The 19,247-nt window shown below is 61.5% G+C and carries 15 protein-coding genes; 6 read left to right on the forward strand and 9 right to left on the reverse strand.

The window, feature by feature from the left end; all coding sequences use genetic code 11:
* Positions 1-7: 7 nt before the first annotated feature.
* Positions 8-916 (reverse strand): sulfate adenylyltransferase subunit CysD, encoded by a 909-nt coding sequence (cysD, locus tag ACJ8PE_RS11645; RefSeq protein ID WP_033641883.1) that lies wholly within the window; start codon positions 914-916, stop codon positions 8-10.
* Positions 917-938: 22 nt separating this feature from the next.
* Positions 939-2,369, reverse strand: a complete 1,431-nt coding sequence (gene cysG, locus ACJ8PE_RS11650; RefSeq protein WP_103101731.1) for a siroheme synthase CysG — start codon at positions 2,367-2,369, stop codon at positions 939-941.
* Positions 2,370-2,630: 261 nt separating this feature from the next.
* On the opposite strand from cysG, the gene ACJ8PE_RS11655 reads away from it, so the two are divergent.
* Positions 2,631-3,701: an aminopeptidase gene (locus tag ACJ8PE_RS11655; protein ID WP_197793010.1), complete on the forward strand. Its 1,071-nt coding sequence runs from the start codon at positions 2,631-2,633 to the stop codon at positions 3,699-3,701.
* A 55-nt stretch (positions 3,702-3,756) separates the two neighbouring features.
* Here the strand turns inward: ACJ8PE_RS11655 and ACJ8PE_RS11660 are convergent, their stop codons facing one another.
* The 3 genes from ACJ8PE_RS11660 to cysJ all read right to left on the reverse strand — a co-directional run bounded on the left by ACJ8PE_RS11660 (position 3,757) and on the right by cysJ (position 8,070).
* A complete protein-coding gene (locus tag ACJ8PE_RS11660; RefSeq protein WP_033641881.1) occupies positions 3,757-4,491 on the reverse strand; it encodes a phosphoadenylyl-sulfate reductase in 735 nt (244 codons plus the stop codon).
* Positions 4,492-4,552: 61 nt separating this feature from the next.
* Positions 4,553-6,268: an assimilatory sulfite reductase (NADPH) hemoprotein subunit gene (gene cysI, locus ACJ8PE_RS11665; protein WP_197793011.1), complete on the reverse strand. Its 1,716-nt coding sequence runs from the start codon at positions 6,266-6,268 to the stop codon at positions 4,553-4,555.
* Complete coding sequence (cysJ, locus tag ACJ8PE_RS11670) at positions 6,268-8,070, reverse strand: NADPH-dependent assimilatory sulfite reductase flavoprotein subunit (protein WP_404769019.1); 1,803 nt, start codon at positions 8,068-8,070, stop codon at positions 6,268-6,270. Before cysJ ends, cysI begins: the two co-directional genes overlap by 1 nt.
* 436 nt (positions 8,071-8,506) lie before the next feature.
* Between cysJ and queD the strand changes: the two genes are divergently transcribed.
* Positions 8,507-8,866: a 6-carboxytetrahydropterin synthase QueD gene (queD, locus tag ACJ8PE_RS11675; protein WP_004932638.1), complete on the forward strand. Its 360-nt coding sequence runs from the start codon at positions 8,507-8,509 to the stop codon at positions 8,864-8,866.
* 30 nt (positions 8,867-8,896) lie between these two features.
* Here the strand turns inward: queD and queE are convergent, their stop codons facing one another.
* Positions 8,897-9,568, reverse strand: coding sequence for a 7-carboxy-7-deazaguanine synthase QueE (queE, locus tag ACJ8PE_RS11680; protein WP_197793013.1), 672 nt, complete (start codon positions 9,566-9,568; stop codon positions 8,897-8,899).
* A gap of 327 nt (positions 9,569-9,895) precedes the next feature.
* On the opposite strand from queE, the gene ACJ8PE_RS11685 reads away from it, so the two are divergent.
* The 4 genes from ACJ8PE_RS11685 to ACJ8PE_RS11700 all read left to right on the forward strand — a co-directional run bounded on the left by ACJ8PE_RS11685 (position 9,896) and on the right by ACJ8PE_RS11700 (position 16,332).
* Positions 9,896-11,236, forward strand: coding sequence for an MFS transporter (locus tag ACJ8PE_RS11685; RefSeq protein WP_197793014.1), 1,341 nt, complete (start codon positions 9,896-9,898; stop codon positions 11,234-11,236).
* A 375-nt stretch (positions 11,237-11,611) separates the two neighbouring features.
* Entirely contained in the window at positions 11,612-13,303 is a 1,692-nt protein-coding gene (hutU, locus tag ACJ8PE_RS11690; RefSeq protein WP_025159649.1) for a urocanate hydratase, read from the forward strand.
* The gene (hutH, locus tag ACJ8PE_RS11695; RefSeq protein WP_025301604.1) at positions 13,300-14,835 is read left to right on the forward strand and encodes a histidine ammonia-lyase; all 1,536 of its coding nucleotides are present in this window, start codon (positions 13,300-13,302) and stop codon (positions 14,833-14,835) included. The genes hutU and hutH overlap by 4 nt, the downstream gene beginning before the upstream one ends.
* 102 nt (positions 14,836-14,937) lie before the next feature.
* Complete coding sequence (locus ACJ8PE_RS11700) at positions 14,938-16,332, forward strand: amino acid permease (protein WP_197760788.1); 1,395 nt, start codon at positions 14,938-14,940, stop codon at positions 16,330-16,332.
* 36 nt (positions 16,333-16,368) lie between these two features.
* Here ACJ8PE_RS11700 and ACJ8PE_RS11705 read toward each other — a convergent pair whose 3' ends face one another.
* The 3 genes from ACJ8PE_RS11705 to ACJ8PE_RS11715 are packed head-to-tail and all read right to left on the reverse strand — an operon-like array spanning position 16,369 to position 19,187.
* Positions 16,369-17,565 carry a methionine gamma-lyase gene (locus ACJ8PE_RS11705; protein ID WP_197760790.1) on the reverse strand — a complete coding sequence of 399 codons (1,197 nt, stop codon included), beginning with the start codon at positions 17,563-17,565 and terminating at the stop codon, positions 16,369-16,371.
* 30 nt (positions 17,566-17,595) lie between these two features.
* The gene (locus ACJ8PE_RS11710; RefSeq protein WP_197793016.1) at positions 17,596-18,000 is read right to left on the reverse strand and encodes a hypothetical protein; all 405 of its coding nucleotides are present in this window, start codon (positions 17,998-18,000) and stop codon (positions 17,596-17,598) included.
* Positions 17,997-19,187, reverse strand: coding sequence for an NAD(P)/FAD-dependent oxidoreductase (locus tag ACJ8PE_RS11715; RefSeq protein ID WP_197793017.1), 1,191 nt, complete (start codon positions 19,185-19,187; stop codon positions 17,997-17,999). Before ACJ8PE_RS11715 ends, ACJ8PE_RS11710 begins: the two co-directional genes overlap by 4 nt.
* Positions 19,188-19,247 lie beyond the last annotated feature (60 nt).

Genomic DNA, 19,247 nt, shown 5'->3' on the forward strand with positions numbered 1-19,247 from the left:
CGGCTCCTTAGAAATACCCTTGACGCTTTTTCAGCTCCATCGAGCCGGACTGATCGCGATCGATCATCCGCCCCTGGCGTTCACTGGTGGTGGAGACCAGCATTTCTTCGATGATCTCCGGCAGGGTTTGCGCCTGCGAGTCCACCGCGCCGGTCAGCGGCCAGCACCCCAGGGTGCGGAAACGCACCATGCGCTGGCTGATCACTTCACCCGGCTGCAGATCGATGCGATCGTCGTCCACCATCATCAGCATGCCGTCGCGCTCCACCACCGGGCGCGGTTTCGCCAGATACAGCGGCACGATGTCGATGTTTTCCAGGAAGATATACTGCCAGATATCCAGCTCGGTCCAGTTCGACAGCGGGAAGACGCGGATGCTCTCCCCTTTGTTGATCTGGCCGTTGTAGTTGTGCCACAGCTCCGGCCGCTGGTTTTTCGGATCCCAGCGATGGAAGCGATCGCGGAACGAATAGATGCGCTCTTTGGCGCGCGATTTCTCCTCGTCGCGCCGCGCACCGCCGAAGGCGGCGTCGAAACCGTACTTGTTCAACGCCTGCTTCAGGCCCTCGGTTTTCATGATGTCGGTATGCTTGGCGCTGCCGTGCACGAACGGATTGATGCCCATCGCCACCCCTTCCGGGTTTTTATGCACCAGCAGCTCGAAGCCGTACTCCTTCGCGGTGCGATCGCGGAATTCGTACATTTCGCGGAACTTCCAGCCGGTATCGACGTGCAGCAGCGGGAATGGCAGCGTGCCGGGGAAGAACGCCTTACGCGCCAGGTGCAGCATCACGGAAGAGTCTTTGCCGATGGAATACAGCATCACCGGGTTGGCGAATTCAGCGGCGACTTCACGGATGATATGGATACTCTCCGCCTCCAATTGCCGCAAATGAGTGAGTCGTTTTTCGTCCATAACAGGTCCTTAAAAGCCTTGCCTATGCCAAATTCACGACGGCCGGGCGCGCGGCCCCTTCCGTCTGCGATTGATGCCCGAACCAGGCGATTTGGTGGTGCAGTTCCACCACTTCGCCGATCACCAGCAGCGCCGGCAACGGCGCCCGTTGGGCCAGATATTCCAGTTGTTCCAGCGTGCCGATCTGCACCTGCTGATCGGCGCGCGTGCCGCGGCTGATCACCGCCACCGGCGTCGCGGCGTCGCGACCGTGGGCGATCAAGCGCTGGCTGATGTCCGCCGCCTTCATGGTGCCCATGTAGATAGCCAGCGTCTGCCGCGCCCGGGCCAGATCGGCCCAGTCCAGGCCATCGCCGTCGGGGCGGCAGTGGCCGGTGATAAAGGTCACGCTCTGCGCGTGGTCGCGGTGCGTCAGCGGAATGCCTGCGTAGGCGGTCGCCCCCGCGGCGGCCGTGACGCCCGGCACCACCTGGAACGGAATGCCGGCGGCGGCGGCCACCTGCAGCTCTTCGCCGCCGCGGCCGAAGATGAACGGATCGCCGCCCTTGAGGCGCACCACGCGCTTGCCCTGCTGCGCCAGTTCCACCAGCAGCCTATTGGTCTCTTCCTGGATCACCGAGTGCGCGCCGGCGCGCTTGCCCACGCAGATGCGCTCGGCGTCGCGGCGCACCAGATCGAGGATTTCGCCGCTGACCAGATGGTCATACAGCACGACGTCCGCCTGCTGCATCACCTGCAGCCCGCGCAGGGTCAACAACCCCACGTCGCCCGGCCCGGCGCCCACCAGCGCTATCTCGCCCTGAGCGCCCTCATCGCCTGCGGCGAAGCGGTGTAAATCCTGCTCCAGCTGGCGTTCCGCCTGCGCCGTCTGGCCGTTGGCCACCAGCGTGGCGAAACGACCGCCGAAGGTGTTTTCCCAGAAACGGCGACGTTCGCCGATCGAAGCCAACCGCTGTTTGACCTGGCCACGCCAGCGGCCCGCCACCTGCGCCATCTGCCCCAAACTGGCGGGCAGCAACGCCTCCAGCTTTTCGCGCAGCAACCGCGCCAACACCGGGGCCTGGCCGCTGGACGATACGGCCACCACCAGCGGCGAGCGATCGATGATCGACGGGAAGATGAACGAACAGCGCGGCTGATCGTCCACCACGTTGGCCAGCACCCGGCGTTTATCCGCCTCGGCGAACACCGCAGCGTTCAGCGCATTGTCGTCCGTGGCGGCGATCGCCAGAAACACGTCGTCCAGTTGCTGCGGATCAAAGGTTTTGCCCAGCCAGAGCACCCGCCCTTGCTGACGTTGTTGTTCCAGTTCCGGTGAGAGCGACTGCGCAACTATCCGTATTTCAGCCCCGACGCGCTGAAGCAGGGAGACTTTGCGCGCCGCCACGTCACCACCGCCAACGACCAGCACCGGACGTTGTTTCAGGTCGGCGAATATTGGTAGATAGTCCACAACAGCCTTTTCATATAACAGAAAGATAGTGTGACTATACGGGCTGAGATTTAGCCTCTGAAATGACGAAAAGGAATGATTAGTTCCTTTATGGAATATAGGCCGCAGCGCAGGAGGCAAACCATGCTCATCGCGACGGCGATTTGCGCGTTCGCGCGAAAATTAAGAGACAGGGAAATTGTGTAATGCCGCCCGTCGTCTCATACTGGGCGCCGAAGAAAAATGATCGGCAGCGCCGATAGCAAAGAAGGATTTTTCGGTATGTTTTCCCGTTTTTACCTGAAGACCAGCCTGCTGGCCCTCGCACTCGGCGGCGTCTTCAGCGTTTGTGCCGCACAGCCCGTAAAAGACGCGCCAATGGGCCGTTTCGCCGCCGAACAGACCCGCCACATCGCCACTTACTTCCCCGGCCGCATGGCGGGCAGCCCGGCAGAATTGCTCACCGCCGACTATCTCAAGCAGCAGTTCGGCAAGATGGGTTACCAAAGCGATATTCGCAGCGTCAACACGCGCTATCTCTACACCAGCAAAGACGGCAAGAAGAACTGGAATAACGTCACCGCCAGCTCGGTGATCGCCGCCCGCAACGGCAACAGCCCGAAACAGGTCGTGATCGTCGCCCACTTCGACACCTATACGCCGCAGAGCGACGAGGATCTGGATAACAATCTCGGCGGCCTGACGCTGCAGGGCGTCGACGACAACGCCTCCGGCATCGGCGTGATGCTGGAGCTGGCGGAACGCCTGAAGGATATCCCCACCGCCTACGGCCTGCGCTTCGTCGCCACCAGCGCTGAAGAGATCGGTTCGCTGGGCGCGCAGAACTACCTGCAGCGCATGAGCGCGGAAGAGAAAAGCAACACCGTGCTGGTGATCAACCTCGACAGCCTGATCACCGGCGATCGTCTGTACTTCAACGCCGGGCGCAACACGCCGCCGCAGATGGCGAAGCGCTCCCGCGATCGCGCGCTGGATATCGCCCACCGCTACGGCATCGCCGCCGCCACCAACCCAGGCAACGCGCAGCATCCGCAAGGCACCGGCTGCTGTTCCGATCAAGAGGTGTTCGACGCCGCAGGCATCCCGGTATTGTCAGTGGAGGCCACCAACTGGTCGCTGGGCGACAAAGATGGCTACCAGCAGCGCGCCGTCAGCCCGCACTTCCCGCAGGGTATCACCTGGCACCGCCCGCAGTACGACAACCTGCAATATCTGGATCGCTACCTGCCGGGGCGGATCGACAAACGCAGCCGCGACAGCGTGCAGATCCTGCTGCCCTTGATCAAAGAGCTGACGCAGGCGCACCCGCCGAAAGCGCAAAAGAAAAAGTAGCCCGTAAAAAAGCAGGGCCCAGCATTGCTGAGCCCTGTGATGTCATTCGCGTCGTTTAGCCTTCGTGCAGACCGCACTCGCGCTTCAGGCCAAAGAAGCGCGTCTCTTCCTCGCTCATGCCCGGCTCCCACTTTTGGGTGGTGTGGGTATCGCCGACCGACAGGTAGCCCTGCTCCCACAACGGGTGGTAGCTCAGCCCGTGTTCGGTCAAATACTGGTAAATCTTGCGGTTGTCCCAGTCGATGATCGGCAGGATCTTGAACACCCCACGCTGCACCGCCAGCACCGGCAGATTGGCGCGGCTGCCGGACTGTTCGCGCCGCAGGCCGGCGAACCAGCTCTGCGCGCCCAGCGTCTCCAGCGCGCGGTTCATCGGCTCGACCTTGTTGATCTGGTTGTATTTTTCAATCCCTTCCACGCCCTGCTCCCACAGCTTGCCATAGCGCGCCTCTTGCCAGGCGGGAGACTGTTCGGCGCGGAACACCTGCAGATTCAGCTTCAGCTGGTCGGTCAGTTGATCGATAAAGCGGTAGGTTTCCGGGAACAGGTAACCGGTGTCGGTCAGGATCACCGGGATATCCGGCCGGATGCGCGTCACCAGGTGCAGACACACCGCCGCCTGAATGCCGAAACTGGACGAGAGTACAAACTCGCCGGGCAGATGCTCCAGCGCCCATTCGACGCGCTGTTCGGCGCTGAGGCTCTCCAGCTGGCCGTTGACCACCGCCAATGCCAGCGCCTGCCCGGATTTGGGCAACGCGTTTAGCGCCGCCAGATCGAATTCAGCCATGTTGTCTCTCCTGATACTTGAAATGACCTGTGCGGCCCCTCTGCCCAGGGGCCGCCCGGCCTCACTCCCAGAAATCTCGCGCCGGATCCAGCACCGGTTTGACGATGCCCGCGCGAACGGTGAAGTCGCCGAAGCCTTCGCCGGCGTTGCGCTCCTTCGCCCAGCGCCCCACCAACAGGTCGATCTCGCTCAGGATCTCGTCTTCGTTGATGTTTTCGCGGTACATGCGCGGAATGCGCGTGCCTTCGCGGTTGCCGCCCAAATGCAGGTTATAGCGGCCGACCGCCTTGCCCACCAGCCCCAGCTCCGCCAGCAGCGCGCGGCCGCAGCCGTTCGGGCAGCCGGTGATGCGCAGCACGATATGCTCGTCGCCCATCCCGTGCCGATGCATGATCTCCTCAACCTTGGTGACGAACTGCGGCAGGAAGCGCTCGGCCTCCGCCATCGCCAGCGGGCAGGTCGGGAACGACACACAGGCCATCGAGTTCTTGCGTTGCTCGCTGATCTGGTCGTCGATCAGGCCATGATCGCGCGCCAAGGCGTCGATCTTGGCCTTCTCGCTTTCCGGCACGCCGGCGATGATCACGTTTTGGTTCGCCGTCAGACGGAAGTCGCCTTTATGGATCTTGGCGATCTCCGCCATGCCCGTCTTCAGCGGGCGCCCCGGATAGTCCAGCAGGCGGCCGTTCTCGATAAACAGCGTCAGATGCCACTGATAGTCGATGCCCTTCACCCAACCGATGCGATCGCCACGGCCGGTGAATTCATACGGGCGGATCGGCGCGAAGGTGATGCCGGCGCGCTTTTCCACTTCGGCGCGGAAAACGTCCACCCCGACGCGCTCCAGCGTGTATTTGGTCTTGGCGTTCTTGCGGTCGGTGCGGTTGCCCCAGTCGCGCTGCGTGGTGACCACCGCTTCCGCCACCGCCAACGTATGCTCGAGCGGAATGTAGCCGAACTCGCTGGCCTGACGCGCGTAGGTTTTCTTGTTGCCGTGCTCAATGGACAGCCCGCCGCCCACCAGCAGGTTGAAGCCCACCAGCTTGCCGTTTTCGGCGATCGCCACGAAGTTCATGTCGTTGGCGTGCAGATCGACGTCGTTCTGCGGCGGGATCACCACCGTGGTTTTGAATTTGCGCGGCAGGTAGGTCGGCCCCAGAATCGGCTCTTCGTCGGTGGTGGCCACCTTTTCCTGATCCAGCCATACCTCTGCGTAGGCGCGGGTACGCGGCAGCAGGTGTTCAGAGATCTTCTTCGCCCACTCGTAGGCTTCCTGATGCAGCTCGGACTCCACCGGGTTGGAGGTGCACAGCACGTTGCGGTTCACGTCGTTGGCGGTCGCCAGTGCGTCCAGCCCCAGGCGATTCAGCAACTGGTGCACCGGTTTGACGTTGCCTTTCAGGATGCCGTGAAACTGGAACGTCTGGCGGTTGGTGATGCGAATGCTGCCGTACAGCGTGCTCTCCTGCGCGAACTTGTCGATGCCCAGCCACTGCTGCGGGCTGATGACGCCGCCCGGCAGGCGGCAACGCAGCATCATGGCGTGGCGCGGCTCCAGCTTCTGCTCGGCGCGTTCGGCGCGAATGTCACGATCATCCTGCTGGTACATGCCGTGAAAACGGATCAGCAGGAAGTTGTCGCCGTTGAAGCCGCCGGTCAGGCCGTCGTTCAAATCTTCGGCGATGGTGCCGCGCAGGAAGTTGCTCTCCTTCTTCATGCGCTCCGCATCGGCCAGTTTGCCTTCGACCACCAAAGGCCCGGGGTGTTTATCACTCATCAGTAAACATCTCGCTGATAACGGCGCTCAAGGCGCAGCTCACTTAAAAATTCATCCGCCTGCTCGGTATCCATGCCACCGTGCTCGGCCACCAGTTCCAGTAATGTGTGTTCCACGTCTTTCGCCATGCGATTGGCATCGCCGCAGACGTAAATGTGCGCGCCTTCCTGAATCCAGCGCCACACTTCCGCGCCCTGTTCGCGCAGTTTGTCTTGTACGTATATTTTATGTTGCTGGTCGCGGGACCAGGCCAGATCGATGCGGGTGAGCAGGCCGTCTTTCACGTAGCGCTGCCATTCAACCTGGTACAGGAAATCTTCGGTAAAGTGCGGGTTGCCGAAGAACAGCCAGTTTTTGCCGCCGGCGCCGTCGGCGTCGCGCTGCTGCATAAAGGCGCGGAACGGCGCGATGCCGGTGCCCGGGCCGATCATGATCACCGGCGTTTCCGGGTTGGCCGGCAGACGGAAGTTGTCGTTGTGCTCGATAAACACCCGCACGTCGCCGTCCTCCTCCAGGCGGTCCGCCAGGAAACCGGAGGCGCCGCCGCTGCGAGCGCGCCCGTCGATGTCGTAACGCACCACGCCCACGGTGATGTGCACTTCGCTTTCGTTCTCCGCCTGCGAAGAGGCGATGGAGTACAGGCGCGGCGTCAGCGGGCGCAGCAGGCCGACCAGCTGTTCGGCGCTCAGATCCGCCGGCGCCTGGCGCACCATGTCGACGATCGGCGTGTTGTGCGCGTACTGCTGCAGCGCGGCTTTATCCGCCAGCAGGCCGATCAGCGTTTCGTCGCGCGACAGCGCGGCGTATTTATCGACGATCGGCGTGGTGTTCTGCGTCAGCTCGAAATGGCTGCGCAGCGCCTGCGCCAGCGGCAGGGTTTGCCCTTCCACCTCGACCGGCTCGTCGCCTTTCAGCCACAATAGCTGCACCAATTCGTCCACCAGCGCCGGATCGTTGTCGAACCATAAGCCGAGCGCATCGCCAGGCTGGTAGCGCAGGCCCGAATCGCCCAAATCGATCTCGATATGGCGCACGTCTTTATCGGACGCGCGGCCGGTAATTTTCTGCTTGACCGCCAGTTGGGCGGTGAGCGGTTGTTCCTTGCTGTACGGGCTGCTGTCGATTAGGTCGACCGCGCCGCTGGCCAACGCGCCCGGCGCGGCGCTTTCGGCCGGCGCGCGCGCCTTCAGCACCGACACCACCTGTTTGCGCCAGGCGGCGGCCAGTTCCTGATACTCCACGTCGGCATCCACGCGCTCCACCAGGCGCTCGGCGCCCAGTTCGGCCAGCTTGGCGTCGAAATCTTTACCGGACTGACAGAAATTCTCATAAGAGGTGTCGCCCAGCCCGAACACCGCAAAAGCGGTATCATTCAGCTTCGGCGCCTTTTTCGAGAACAGGAATTTATGCAGCGCCACCGCTTCTTCCGCCGGCTCACCTTCCCCTTGCGTGGAGGCGACGATCACCAGCAGGCGCTCTTGAGCTATCTGCTTGAACTTGTAGTCGCCGGCGCTGATCAGCGTGGCGCTCAGATTGGCGGCCAGCAGATCGTCGCGCAGCTGCTCCGCCAGGCGGCGCGCATTGCCGGTCTGCGAAGCGGAAATGATGGTGATGCCGGCGGCAGCCGCAGGGGCAACAGGCGCAATGGCCACGGCTCCGGGCTGTTGATTGACCATGCCCCAAAAATAACCGGACAGCCACGCCAGCTGCGTCGGCGAATAGTCGCCGATCGTCGCCTGTAGGCGCGCCAGCTGTTCGGGCGTCAGCGGGAGCAAAGATGTTGGAGGAGCCTGAGTCGTCATTGCTGTACTTATTTCCTATACTTAGCGCCTTTCCTGCCAGGCGCGCGCCAGTGTCAGTCGCTGTCTCTTCGCTGCGTCGGGTGTGCGGAAAAGATCAGGAGAGTTTGTAAGGTTACCGAGCAGAATAGCAACGATTAAATAAGGGATAGCAATAAATCATAACCAAAATGACTAAGCTGTTTTTCTGGTAAGGCATAACGCTTAAACCGTTAAACAAAGTTTTTTATCCAGATGAAATTAAAGCGCTTTTTTTCATCGTTTTTTCACCGTTCAACATTTCGGCTCATAACCCCAGCCGATAGGTGCCGCAAACACCAAACAAAAAAAGTGTTAAACGGGCGCGTTGGCCGTGGCGGTAGACCATAACGGTATAAATGGCAAGCAGACGCGCTTTCCGGTACTATGCGGCGGTTTTTGAGTCAATGAGGCCGTAATAATGGCAACCACGCTGTTTAAAGATTTTCAGTTTGAAGCCGCACACCGCTTGCCGCACGTGCCGGAGGGCCATAAATGCGGCCGTCTGCATGGGCATTCGTTTATGGTGCGTCTGGAAGTGACCGGTGAAGTGGATCCCCACACCGGTTGGGTGATGGATTTCGCCGAGCTCAAGGCTGTGTTTTCCCCGATCTGGGAACGGCTGGATCACCATTATCTGAACGATATTCCAGGATTGGAAAATCCCACCAGCGAAGTGCTCGCCGCCTGGATTTGGCAGCAGCTCAAGCCCCAGCTGCCGGAATTGACGGCGGTGATGGTGAAAGAGACCTGTACGGCGGGATGCGTATATAAAGGTTAAAAGAAAGGGCGCCGCAATGGCGCCCTGATTTTAGGCGATGTTCAGATACTTGTGGGTCTGCATCGACAGCCGCCAATTGCGCGCGATACAGGTTTCAATACACAGACGGGTCGCCTCTTCTTTCTGGCTGATCGGCTGCAGTGCGATAATGCGCGCCTTGTCATCCTGCAACGTCGCCAGCAGCGTATCCAGCGCCTCGATGTCGCGCTCGCGCGCCACCGGATGCTTCACCTCGTCGGCGCGCCGCAGCGCCTGATCCAACACCTTCATGCCACCGCGCATATTCACCTTGGGCGAAACCGTCACCCAGGTGTTGGCGGAACAGCGAATTTCGTGGGTGCCGCTGGTTTCAATCTGGCAACGGTAGCCGTGCTGTTCGAACAGCTCGGTCAGCGGTGCCAGATCGTAGATGCAGGGTTCGCCGCCGGTGATCACCACATGACGCGCGGTGTAGCCTTGCTGACGCATCACCGCCAGCAGTTGCTCGGCGCTGGCATTGCCCCAGGCGTCGCTCTCTTCTGTTTTGACCAGGATCCGTTGCAGGTCGACTTCCCGATGGGCTTCCTTTTCCCAGGTATGTTTGGTGTCGCACCAGCTGCACCCTACCGGGCAGCCCTGCAGGCGGATAAAAATGGCCGGCACGCCGGTGAAAAAGCCTTCGCCCTGCAAGGTTTGGAACATCTCGTTGATCGGGTACTGCATCGGTTTCTCAATCTGGAAAAGTAAAAAGCGATTATCGCAGATTCCGGCCCGGCGACCAAACGGCCAAAATTGTATTAAATTTTATCCTCCGCGCCGCCGTCAGCATATCTCACCGCCAATGGCGTTCATTTAATTTGTTAACCGGTCTTTGGCCTTTCATCGGCGGTGCAACCTGCCCCACAGAAAACAACACACAGTTAACAAATAAGATAATTATATTTGACATAAAGCGCCGACGCGCAGATGTATATACAAGCAAACACAAGCCGAGCGCCAGTTTCGGCCACGTTCCATCCATCACGACTACATCTGCGTTTAGAGGGTGCCATGACTCATTCCACCAGCGAGTTAAACATTCAACAGGCCATCGACGACAGCAAGTTTTCGCTGTTTCACTGGACACTGATCATTCTCGGATTTCTGATCCTCGCCATCGACGGTTTCGATACCGCCGCCATGGGCTATATCGCCCCCTCGGTCGCCAAAGACTGGGGCATCGTGAAGCAGGATCTGGGGCCGGTGCTGAGCGCTGCGCTGCTGGGGCTGTCGCTCGGCGCGCTGATCGCCGGGCCGATCTCCGACCGCATCGGCCGCAAGCGCGTGCTGGTGTTTTCCTGCCTGTTCTTTGGCCTGTCGAGCCTGGCCACCGCCTACGCCGGTTCGCTCAACAGCCTGACGCTGTGGCGCTTCCTCACCGGCCTCGGGCTGGGGGCGGCGATGCCCAACGCCATTACCTTGATCTCCGAATACGCGCCGCAGCGCTGCCGTTCGCTGGCGATCAACACCATGTACTGCGGTTTTCCGCTGGGCGCGGCCGGCGGCGGCGCCATTTCATCGTGGCTGATCCCGACCTACGGCTGGCACAGCGTGCTGCTGCTCGGCGCCATCGCGCCGCTGGTATTGACTGTCCTGCTGATCCTGCTGCTGCCGGAGTCGGTTAAATATATGGTTAACCGCGGCCAGGATGCGGCGAAGATCAAGCGCATCGCGCAGCGCTTCGTTAGCCAGAGCCTCAACGGCGTGACGCGTTTTTATCTGTACGAAGAGAAGCTGGCGCAGACCAAGACCAGCGTCGGCCTGCTGTTCAGCCGCCCTTACCTGCTCGGCACGCTGATGCTGTGGCTGACCTACTTTATGGGGCTGGTGATCTACTACGTGTTGCTGAGCTGGATGCCAATCCTGATGCAGGGATTGGGCTATCAGTTGGAGCAATCGGCGATGCTCACCTCGCTGTTCACCTTCGGCGGCACGCTGGGCATCCTGGTGGCCGGCTGGTTGATGGACCGCTGGAATGCGCACAAAGTGGTCTCGAGCGGCTTTGTCGTCACCGCCCTGCTGATCGTGGCGATGGCCACCGAGGATAAACAGATCGTGCTGCTGGGCGCCTTCATCTTCCTGATGGGCGTCACCATGAACGGCGCGCAGTCCGGGCTGCAAACGCTGGCGGCGACCTTCTACCCGACCCACAGCCGCGCCACCGGCATCGCCTGGATGCAGGGCATCGGCCGCTTCGGCGGCGTCGCCGGCACCATGATGGGCGCCCAACTGCTGGCCATGCAGTGGGAAGTGCAGAGCATCCTGATGTTCCTGTGCGTGCCGGCGCTGATCGCCGCCATCGCCACGGTGTGCAAGATGAGCCGCAAACCGACGCTGCAGCCGGCCGCCTGACCCTTGCAAGCCCGCCCACGGCGGGCTTTCTTCCTGCGGTGATAGGGCTTTTTTATCCTCCGCCGTCAACTGTAATCAGACTGTAAAAATATTGTGACTAGCCGCCCAAAAATGAGTCAATTTTAATTCATTTTTGCCGAACAGCTCACTTTTCTCCGGCTTTCCGTACCTGAGACCGGCGATAAAAAATCGCATATCAACCTGATATAAAAAGAAAATAACTTTTTCTTATGCCACTTTTCAGCGGCAACTGGTCAGTGTTGCATATGCTTGTACATACAAGTATATGTTAATAAGCCCTACGCATTGTTATGCCGTGGTACTCATCCCCACCGCGGCATGGAATCTGCACCGATACTGTTTGAGGAAACTGCTGTGACTACAAATAACAAAGTTCGCAATGTCGATGTACGCGCGCCACGCGGCACACAATTAAACGCAAAAAGCTGGCTGACCGAAGCGCCGTTACGCATGCTGATGAACAACCTCGATCCTGAAGTTGCGGAGAACCCACACGAGCTGGTGGTGTACGGCGGCATCGGCCGCGCCGCGCGCGACTGGGATTGCTACGACAAGATCGTCGAAACCCTGAAAACGCTGGAAGAAGACGAAACCCTGCTGGTGCAGTCCGGCAAACCGGTCGGCGTCTTCAAAACCCACAGCAACGCGCCGCGCGTGCTGATCGCCAACTCCAACCTGGTGCCGCACTGGGCAACCTGGGAACACTTCAACGAGCTGGACGCCAAAGGCCTGGCGATGTACGGCCAGATGACCGCCGGCAGCTGGATCTACATCGGCAGCCAGGGCATCGTTCAGGGCACCTATGAAACCTTCGTCGAAGCGGGCCGCCAGCACTACGACGGCAGCCTGCAGGGGCGCTGGGTGCTGACCGCCGGTCTGGGCGGCATGGGCGGCGCGCAGCCGCTGGCCGCGACGCTGGCGGGCGCCTGCTCGCTGAACATCGAATGTCAGCAGAGCCGCATCGATTTCCGTCTGAAAACCCGCTACGTCGATGAGCAGGCCAAAGATCTGGACGACGCGCTGGCCCGCATCAAGAAATACACCTCAGAAGGCAAAGCCATCTCCATCGCTCTGTGCGGCAACGCGGCGGAAATCCTGCCTGAGCTGGTGCGCCGCGGCGTGCGCCCGGACATGGTCACCGACCAGACCAGCGCCCACGATCCGCTGAACGGCTACCTGCCGAAGGGCTGGAGCTGGGAAGAGTATCGCCAGCGCGCGCAAACCGAGCCGGCCAAAGTGGTCGCCGCCGCCAAGCAATCGATGGCCGATCACGTCAAAGCCATGCTGGCGTTCCAGCAGATGGGCGTGCCGACCTTCGACTACGGCAACAACATTCGCCAGATGGCGAAAGAAACCGGCGTCGACAACGCCTTCGACTTCCCGGGCTTCGTGCCGGCCTACATCCGTCCGCTGTTCTGCCGCGGCATCGGGCCGTTCCGCTGGGCGGCGCTGTCCGGCGATCCGCAGGACATCTACAAAACCGACGCTATGGTGAAAGAGCTGATCCCGGATGACGAGCACCTGCACCGCTGGCTGGACATGGCGCGCGAGCGCATCAGCTTCCAGGGCCTGCCGGCGCGCATCTGCTGGGTTGGCCTCGGCCAGCGCGCCAAGCTGGGCCTGGCGTTCAACGAGATGGTGCGCCGCGGCGAACTGTCCGCCCCGATCGTCATCGGCCGTGACCACCTGGATTCCGGCTCCGTTTCCAGCCCGAACCGTGAAACCGAAGCGATGAAAGACGGCTCAGATGCCGTTTCCGACTGGCCGCTGCTGAACGCGCTGCTGAATACCGCCAGCGGCGCCACCTGGGTTTCCCTGCACCACGGCGGCGGCGTCGGTATGGGCTTCTCCCAACACTCCGGCATGGTGATCGTCTGCGACGGCACCGACGAAGCCGCCGAGCGCATTGCCCGCGTCCTGCACAATGACCCGGCTACCGGGGTCATGCGTCACGCCGACGCCGGTTACGATATCGCTATCGACTGCGCCCGTGAGCAAGGCCTGAACCTGCCGATGGTTGCCGCGACCCAAGGAGAAAAAGCATGAAAGCGCTGACTATTCGCCCTGGCAAACTGACGCTGGCCCAGCTACGCGACGTGTATCAACATCCGGTGACGCTGACGCTGGACGACAACGCCTACGGCCCTATCCAGCAGAGCGTGGCCTGCGTGGAACGCATCGTTGAAGAAAACCGCACCACTTACGGCATCAACACCGGGTTTGGCCTGCTGGCTTCGACCCGCATCGCCCGTGACGATTTGGAAAACCTGCAGCGTTCAATCGTGCTGTCACACGCCGCCGGCGTGGGCGAGCCCACCGACGACAATCTGGTGCGCCTGATCATGGTGCTGAAAATCAACAGCCTGTCGCGCGGCTTCTCCGGCATTCGTCTGGAAGTCATCCAGGCGCTGATCGCGCTGGTCAACGCCGAAGTTTATCCGCATATCCCGCTGAAGGGCTCGGTCGGCGCCTCCGGCGACCTGGCGCCGCTGGCGCACATGAGCCTGGTGCTGCTGGGCGAAGGCCAGGCGCGTCATCAGGGCCAATGGCTGCCGGCGACCGAAGCGCTGGCCAAGGCCGGTCTGAAACCGCTGACGCTGGCGGCGAAAGAGGGCCTGGCGCTGCTGAACGGCACTCAGGTCTCCGCCGCCTTCGCGCTGCGCGGCCTGTTCGACGCGGAAGACCTGTTCGCCGCCGCGACCGTGGCAGGCAGCCTGACGGTGGAAGCGGCGCTGGGCTCCCGCAGCCCGTTCGATGCGCGTATCCATGAGGTGCGCGGCCAGCGCGGCCAGATCGACGCCGCCCTCGCCTACCGCCACCTGCTCGGCGCGCGCAGCGAAGTCTCCGACTCGCACCGCAACTGCGAAAAAGTGCAGGATCCTTACTCCCTGCGCTGCCAGCCGCAGGTGATGGGCGCCTGCCTGACGCAGATCCGCCAGGCCGCCGAGGTGCTGGAGATAGAAGCCAACGCCGTCTCCGATAACCCGCTGGTGTTCGCCGAACAGGGTGACGTGCTGTCCGGCGGCAACTTCCATGCCGAACCGGTGGCGATGGCCGCCGATAACCTGGCGCTGGCGTTCGCCGAAATCGGTTCGCTGTCCGAGCGCCGCATCTCGCTGATGATGGACAAACACATGTCGCAACTGCCGCCGTTCCTGGTGGAAAACGGCGGCGTGAACTCCGGCTTCATGATCGCTCAGGTCACCGCCGCGGCGCTGGCCAGCGAAAACAAAGCGCTGGCGCATCCGTCGAGCGTCGACAGCATCCCGACCTCCGCCAACCAGGAAGACCACGTCTCCATGGCGCCGGCCGCCGGTCGCCGTCTGTGGAGCATGGCGGACAACGTGCGCGGCATTCTGGCGGTCGAATGGCTGGCCGCCTGCCAGGGCCTGGATTTCCGCAACGGCCTGAAGACCTCGGAAGGTCTGGAGCAGGCGCGCCGTCTGCTGCGCGAGCATGTCAGTTTCTACGACAAGGATCGTTTCTTCGCCCCCGACATTGAAGCCGCCAGCCAACTCTTGGCGGCCGGTCATCTGACATCGCTGCTGCCTGCGGCGCTGCTGCCTAGCCAGGCATAATCATCACACACTGAATCACGCAGTTTGTTCTGCCCCGCCGGGTGCGTTCCACCCGGTGCGGGCAGCGCGTGCCTGTTCGGCAAACACTTAACGGGAAACAACATGCGTAACGAAACGACACAACTCAGACGCGGACTAAACGCGCGGCATATCCGTTTCATGGCTCTCGGCTCGGCGATCGGCACCGGCCTGTTCTACGGCTCCGCCGGCGCCATCCAACTGGCCGGCCCGGCGGTGCTGCTGGCCTATCTGGTGGGCGGCGCGGCGGTATTCATGGTGATGCGCGCGCTGGGGGAAATGGCGGTGCATCAGCCGGTTTCCGGCTCGTTCGGCCACTACGCCAGCCACTATCTCGGCCCGCTGGCCGGGTTCCTCACCGGCTGGACCTACACCTTCGAAATGGTGATCGTCGCCCTGGCGGACGTCACCGCCTTCGGCATCTATATGGGGCTGTGGTTCCCGGACGTCGCTCAGTGGGTTTGGGTGCTCAGCATCATCCTGTTTATCGGCGCGCTCAACCTGTGCAGCGTCAAGGTCTTCGGCGAGCTGGAGTTCTGGCTGTCGCTGGTCAAGGTCGCCGCCATCGTGGCGATGATCGTCGGCGGTGCAGCGGTGATGCTGTTCGGTTTCGGGCAAACCCAGCACGCCACCGGCATCAGCAACCTGTGGCAGCACGGCGGCTTTATGCCTAACGGCATCGGCGGCGTGATCGCTTCGCTGGCGGTGGTGATGTTCGCCTTCGGCGGCATCGAGATCATCGGCATCACCGCCAGCGAGGCGAAAGACCCCGCCAAAGTGCTGCCGAAGGCGATCAACGCCGTGCCGGTGCGCATCCTGCTGTTTTACGTGCTGACGCTGACGGTGCTGATGGCGATCTATCCGTGGAACAGCATCGGCCAGAACGGCAGCCCGTTCGTTGAGATCTTCAGCAACCTCGGCATCAGCTCCGCCGCCAACGTGCTGAACGTGGTAGTGATCACCGCCGCCATTTCGGCCATCAACAGCGATATCTTCGGCGCCGGCCGCATGATGTACGGCATGGCGCAGGACGGCCAGGCGCCGCGCAGCTTCACCAAACTGACCGCCAGCGGCGTGCCGTGGATGACGGTGCTGGTGATGTCGGTCGCCCTGCTGTTGGCGGTGGTGCTCAACTACCTGATCCCGGAGAAGGTCTTCATGATCATCGCTTCGATCGCCACCTTCGCCACCGTCTGGGTGTGGCTGATGATCCTGCTGTCGCAGATCGTCATGCGCCGCACGCTGTCGCCGGAAGAAACGCGTCAGTTGAGCTTCCCGGTGCCGTGGTGGCCGGTGGCGCCGGCATTGGCGACCGCCTTTATGGCATTCGTCATCGGCCTGCTCGGCTATTTCGAAGAGAGCCGCATCGCGCTGTACGTCGGGCTGGTGTGGATCGCTTTACTCACCGTGGCTTACTGGCTGTGGGTGCGCAAGAAAGGCGGCGGTTCACCGGTGACCGCGGTGACGCAACAGATGTAACGCTCGCTTCTGCTAAAACCCGCTGCGGCGGGTTTTTTATTGCGCCTGCGCCAACGCCTGCAGGATATCCGCCTGCAGATCGTCAAACGCCTCCAGCCCGGCGGACAACCTCACCAGCCCCTCGCTGATGTGGTGCCGTTTCCGCTCTTCCGGCGTGTAGGCCGAGTGCGTCATGCTGGCTGGGTGCTGCGCCAGGCTTTCGCAATCGCCCAGGCTGACCGCGCGCAAGATGAGCTGCAGCGCGTTGAGGAAACGAATGCCCGCACGCAGGCCACCCCGCAGCTCAAACGCCAGCATGCCGCCGGGGCGCGCCATTTGCCGCTGCGCCAACGCATGCTGCGGGAAGTTCGCCAGGCCGGGGTAATATACCCGCTCGACCACCGGATGCTCCGCCAACATCTCCGCCAGGCGCTGCGCGTTATCGCAATGACGATCCATGCGCAGCGGCAGGGTTTTCATCCCGCGCAGCACCAGCGCGGCATCCTGCGCCGACAGTACCGCCCCGGTCATGTCCTTTAGCCCCTCCAGACGGATCGCTTCGGCCAACGCCTGACGCGTCACCGCTATTCCGGCCAGGAGATCGCCGTGTCCGCCGAGGTATTTGGTCGCCGAGTGCACCACGATATCGGCGCCTAACGCCAAAGGCCGCTGCAAATAGGGCGTGCAATAGGTGTTGTCCACCAGCAACAGCGCCTGATGCCGATGGGCAATCTCCGCCACGGCGGCGATATCGATCAAACGCATATTGGGATTGGCCGGCGTTTCGCAATACACCAGGCGGGTACGCGGTCCAATGGCCGCCGCCAGCCGCTCCGGCCGGGTCAGATCAACGTGGGTTATCTTGACGCCAAAGCGCGCCAGGCCATGATGAAAGTAGCTGAAGGTGCAGCCATACACGGTTTCGTCGACAATCAGCTCATCGCCCGGTCTGAGCAGCGTCCAGCAACAGGCGGTGATCGCCCCCATGCCGGAAGCGAACGCCACCGCCGCCTCCCCCTCCTCCAGGTTGGCGACGCGTTGCTCGAGCAGGTTTAACGTCGGATTGGCGATGCGCGAGTAAAAGTACCCCGGCTCGGTGCCGGCAAAGCAGGCGCCGCCGTATTCTGCAGTGGGAAAAGCAAACGTAGAGCTCATAAACACCGGCGGAGACAGTGCCCCCTGATACCTCTGCGGATCGTAGCCGTAATGAATAGCCCGAGTGGCAAAGTCGTGGCCAACTGCTGTAGCGGACATAACACAACTCCTTACCTGAGTGGGTGAAGCTTAATTTTTTGATTCATCCGAAAAGGCCGGCGGCAATGCGCTGTCTCGCGTGCGCTGGCCGATGATTTGTAAAGTACGCAGCAGCAGCGTCAACCCCAGCAGGGTGTCCGGCTGCTTCAGCAAGGCGTACAGCGCGCGAAAACTGGCCGGCGGAGGATTCAACTGCAGCTCGCTGTGCGCCATCTGCAGCGCCGTTCCGCCTTCCCAACCGATGGTCACCAAACCTTCAAAGACGCCGGCCAGTTTCTCCACCAGCGCGTTGTCGGCGATGTCCACCACGTCCGACAGCAGCGACAACAGATCGATCACGTTATCCAAACGGCCGCCCGCCAGCAGCGGCTGCAGTTTCTCGAGCAACGCCGCCAATGATTGCAGGTCAGCCGCATGCACCGTGCTTTCCGTCATATCAGCCCCCTTACCGTGGCCCAGTAAAGGCCGCGGTTGAACCCGTTGCGCAGCATGCCGCCCGCCTTGGTGGCGGGCGTCGGCAGCACGTCGTGACGGTAGTCGTACACCAGCGGCATGCCGGCATTCAGCCCCATTTGCGCGACCGCCTGCACCTTGCCGTCATAATGGCTCACGGTTTGGCCCAGCCGCATTTCCGCCACGATGTTGTCGGCAATGACCGGCGCCTGATTATGGCAAGAGCCACCGGCCTTGCTGACCGGCAAATCCACGGTATCGCCTATGACATACACCCCCTGCTGGCCGTAGACCTGCAGCGTTTGATGATCGGTCGGCAGCCAGCCTTCGCCGTTTTGGCTCTCGCTCAACCCGGTATTGCGCACCGCCTCCACTGCACGGATGGGCGGCGTCGCCATCAGAATGTCGAACGGCTGTTCTTCCCCCTCGGCGGAATAGGCGATGTTGCGCTGAGCGTCCACCCGGCTGAGGGTAAACCCACGCTGGTGGCGAATGTCGCGCGCGGCAAAAATGGCGGGCAACGCTTCGCCGGTCGGGCGCTGTAAAAACAGGCAGTTGCGCAGCAGTTGGGAAATGGTCGGGTAGGTGTACACAATCTCTACCGCCTTGCGCACGCCGCGCCGCCGCAGGTAGTCGTCCAGCATCAGGGTGGTTTCGATCGGCGCAATGCCGCACTGATGGGGCACGTTGGGCGTTTCAGGGAAGGACACGGTGATGAAAATGCGACCTTTCTCGATCGTCGCCAGCTTATGCGCCAACCGCCGCGCGGCCTGATACTGGTAGAAATGATCGCCCGCCTGCGCCAACCCTTCGATGCGCTCCGGCCAGGGCACGCAGCCGGTGGCGAAAACCAGGAAGTCATACGGATAATGCTTGCCGCTTTGCGTAATGATATACCGCTGTTTTAAATCAAAAGATTCCGCTTTATCGACGACAAACTGTATTTCCGGCCGCAATAAACTCCGCTGTGAACGCGTGAGCTCCTGCTTGAAAAAATTATTGAATGCAACATACATAAACGCCGGCTTGTAATAATGCAGCGGCGAATCCGAAATCATTAATAACTCAACTTTATTATTGAGAATTTCCCAGTGCAATTTCACGGCCAGCAGATTGGCTAGCATGGTGCCGCCGGTTCCACCGCCGATAATGACGACTCGCTGTCGCATCTGGCCCTCCCCCAGCCGAAACCCGGCAGTATGAAAGAACGCATTACGATGATGGCGATA

The sequence above is a fragment of the Serratia sp. CY74737 genome (assembly GCF_052166775.1).
Lineage (GTDB): Bacteria > Pseudomonadota > Gammaproteobacteria > Enterobacterales > Enterobacteriaceae > Serratia > Serratia ureilytica.